Source organism: Geodermatophilus sp. DF01-2 (genome assembly GCF_004571065.1).
Lineage (GTDB): Bacteria > Actinomycetota > Actinomycetes > Mycobacteriales > Geodermatophilaceae > Geodermatophilus.
In genome coordinates, this window is sequence record NZ_SPQN01000160.1 from 1 (window position 1) to 3,310 (window position 3,310).

4 protein-coding genes and 1 pseudogene are annotated in these 3,310 nt (G+C 76.3%); 2 read left to right on the plus strand and 3 right to left on the minus strand.

The genetic code is table 11. The features are described 5' to 3' along the window. The coding region (locus E4P41_RS21455) for an HNH endonuclease signature motif containing protein (RefSeq protein ID WP_209307855.1) at positions 1–494 on the plus strand (494 nt) is incomplete at its 5' end. Between the two features lie 42 nt (positions 495–536). Here the strand turns inward: E4P41_RS21455 and E4P41_RS21460 are convergent. From E4P41_RS21460 to E4P41_RS21470, 3 genes are all read right to left on the minus strand, one after another. Next, positions 537–710, minus strand: a complete 174-nt coding sequence (locus tag E4P41_RS21460) for a DUF1059 domain-containing protein (protein WP_135143220.1) — start codon at positions 708–710, stop codon at positions 537–539. A 68-nt stretch (positions 711–778) separates the two neighbouring features. Beyond that, positions 779–1,924: an EAL domain-containing protein gene (locus E4P41_RS21465; RefSeq protein ID WP_245177556.1), complete on the minus strand. Its 1,146-nt coding sequence runs from the start codon at positions 1,922–1,924 to the stop codon at positions 779–781. A 96-nt stretch (positions 1,925–2,020) separates the two neighbouring features. Continuing rightward, complete coding sequence (locus E4P41_RS21470; RefSeq protein ID WP_245177557.1) at positions 2,021–2,713, minus strand: class F sortase; 693 nt, start codon at positions 2,711–2,713, stop codon at positions 2,021–2,023. 376 nt (positions 2,714–3,089) lie between these two features. Here E4P41_RS21470 and E4P41_RS21475 point away from each other — a divergent pair. Then, a pseudogene (locus tag E4P41_RS21475) lies at positions 3,090–3,310 on the plus strand (hypothetical protein); the annotation flags it as partial.

The following is a 3,310-nucleotide window of genomic DNA, read 5'->3' on the forward strand; positions in this document are numbered from 1 at the left end:
TGGCCGCCACCGCCGGAGGTGGATTGGCCGACCGGCCGCGGATCGTGCTCGCCGACGCGGTCACCGGCGCCTTCCGGACGCTGACCGATCTGCCCGGGCTGCGCCGGGTGGCGCACTGCGGCGCCCGGGCCTGCCGGCGCCGGCCCGAGGCGTGCACCCACGACCTGACCGGCCGGTCCGGGCTGCGCGCCCCCGACCCGACTGAGGGCTACGGGCCCGGTGCCGCACTGGACCGCACCGGCCGGGCGCGGGATCGGCGGTGCCGGTTTCCCGGCTGCCGCCGCTGGGTGCCCACGGCCGGCGAGCTCGACCACCACCGGTCCTACGCCGCCGGGGGTGAGACCAGCGCGGCCAACCTGGCCGGCTACTGCACCAGCGACCATCGCGGAAAGCACCAGGCGCCCGGCTGGCAGCACATCCTCGCTCCTGACGGCACGCTGACCGTCACCACACCCACCGGCCTGACCGCGGTCACGACCCCACCGCCCTACTGAGGGTCGGTCGATTCCTGGACACCCACCACGCCGCGAGGCGGTTCAGACGGTGCGGATGGCGGCCCGCACCTGGTCGACCAGGCCGGCCGGGACCTCGGCCAGGCCGTGGTCCTCGCGGGCGTGGCCGGCGACGGCGGTGAGGATGTCGTCATCGGCGGGCGCGGTGAACGTCCGCCCGCACGAGGGGACGACGTCGCCGCAGGCGAACTGCTTCATGGGGATACCTCCAGGGGTGGGGGTGGGAACCGTCGTCCGGCGGACGACGGAGGTCGGTGGCCCGGCGGTCAGCCGGCGTGCGCTGCGGCCAGCTGCAGCAGCAGCCGTTCGACGCGGACGATGCCGAGGGCGGCGCCGCGCGCGTCGACGCACACGACGGGGTCGAACCGCGTCTCCTCGGGACGCGCGGCCACCCGCTGGGCGACCTCGCTGACGCCCGCGGACGCCGGGACCCGCAGGGTCACCGGCGCGCGGCGATGGCCGGGTGGGTCCGCACCACGGCGGTGCGGGATCAGCAAACACCGGGGATGCCCGTACTCGTCGACCTCGACGCCCATCGCGCCCGCAGGTACGGCGCCGTCCTGGACGACCAGCACCGGCTCGGCCAGACCGGCCACGTGCTCGGTCAGCCGGGCCTGCGCGGCCTGACGGCGCAGCCGGTCGCGGACGGCGGGGTCGAGCTGCACCCACGGCGGGCCGGGCCGGCCCAGCAGCCAGCCCTGGCCGAGCGGGACCTGCAGTCGGAGGAACGCCTGCAGCTCACCCCACGTCTCGATGCCCTCGGCGAGCAGCCAGGCGTCGATGCGGCCGCCGAACTCGCCCAGCATCTCGACCAGGGCCAGCTTGACCTCGTCGCCGTCGGCGTCGGCGACCAGCGCGCGGTCCAGCTTGATCAGCTGCGGCCGGAACTGGGTGATCTGTTGCAGCCCGGAGTAGCCCGACCCGGCGTCGTCCAGCGCGAGCAGGGCCCCTCGCGCCCGCAGCCGGTCGCGCAGGTCCACCAGCGGTCGCAGGTTGCTGACGGCCTGGTGCTCGGTCAGCTCGAGGACCAGCGGCGCCAGGTCGTCGACGGCCAGGAGCAGGTCGGCCAGCTCGGGCTCGGTGAGCAGGTGCGGGCTGACGTTGACGGTGAGGAAGCAGTCGGCCGGCAGCGTCGGCAGGACCACGAGAGCCTGGCGGACGACGATCGCCTCGAGCGCGGCCCCGCGACCGACCGCGTCGGCGGCGGCGAACCACCTGTCCGGCGTGGCCTCGCTCGGCCGCCCGTCCGGGGTGCTGAACCGGGCGAGCGTCTCGTAGCCGGCGACGGTTCCCCGCTGGAGGTCGACGATCGGCTGGAACACCAGGCGTAGCAGCGAGGGGTCGGCGAAGACGGCGCCGAGCCGGGCCTCCCACTCGGCCGCCACGACGCCGGTGCGCTCGGGCGTGGACACGGACATGTCTCCCGCATCGACCGCCCGCAGCCCGCGGTTGAGTCGAGCGTCGGCCGGCCCCGGCCGGACTCCCCCGACAGGGTGAGGAACCCCGGCTCAGCCCGCGCGGGTCCCCACGAGCGTCGCGTAGGCGACCACGTTGTCCTCGTAGCTGCGGGCCTCGGGGTCGAACGCGCCCCCGCAGGTGATCAGCCGCAGCTGCGGGTCCGGGGTGTTGCCGTAGACCTCGAGCGTGGGGAAGTCGTCCTTGGCGTAGGTCTCGACGCGGTCGACGGCGAACACGGCGACGCTGCCGTCGACGCGGGTCACCTCGACCTCGTCACCCGGGACGAGCGCGCCCAGGTCGAAGAACACGCCCGGTCCCCACTCGGCCGAGTCGACGTGGCCGAGCAGCACCGCGGGCCCGTCGGCGCCCGGCGCGGGGGAGTTGCGGTACCAGCCGGCCTGGTCGTCGGGACCGAGCGGAGGCACCTCCACGGTGCCGTCGTCGTTGAGGCCCAGCTCCAGCAGCTCGCTGGTGACGTCGATGGCCGGGATGTGCACGCTGACCGGCTCGGGGACCTCGGCGGCCGGGGCGGCCGAGGGCGGGGCCGGGACGGCGTCGGGCGCGGAGGAGCGCGGCGAGGTCGCGGGCTCCTCGCTGGTGGCGGGTTCCTCGGTGGCGGCGGCCGGCTGCGGCGGGCTCTGCTGCCCGGTCACCCCGACGACTAGGGCCACCACCCCGACGACGGCCAGCAGCACGGCGAGGACGGCCCAGGGACGGGTGCGGCGGGGGGTCTCACGGCTCACGGGGCTGCCTCCTGGAGGGGACGGCGCCGCGCCGCGCAGGCGAGGGCTGCCTGCGCGGTGCGGCGCGGCGGTCGGTCGGTCGGCCGGTTCAGCCCCGCTCGGCGGCCCGGTGGCGGAGGGCCAGCGCGACGGTGGGCAGGGCGAGGGACATGCGCACGGGAGGGCTCCTTCGGTCTCGAGCAGGTGCGGCACCCGCGGGAGCGGGCGGACGGCGGGTGGAGCAGTGACCCGGTCGAAGGCGGCGGGTGTCCGTCGTCTCCGAGCAGGTGTTCGCGGCGAGGGTGCCCGTCGGATGGGTGCGGACGGAGATCGCTGCATGAGAGAGGTCTCATGCGGCTCTCACTGCGGACCGCGGCGCGGCGGGGAGCGTCCGGGTGTGCGATCCCGACTGCGCCGACCCGCGCCCCTGCTGCTGGTGGCCGTGGCGGCGGCCCTGGTGCTCGCCCTCGTCGCCGGCTGGGCGGTGCTGCGCCCGGCCGCGGTGGAACGGGGGCCGCTCCCGGACCCGATCCGGATCACCGACGTGCCGGCGTCCGGCCCGCCGGCTCCGGCGTCGACGGAGCCGCCGGCTCCGCCGAGCGTGCCGCCGGCCCCCGG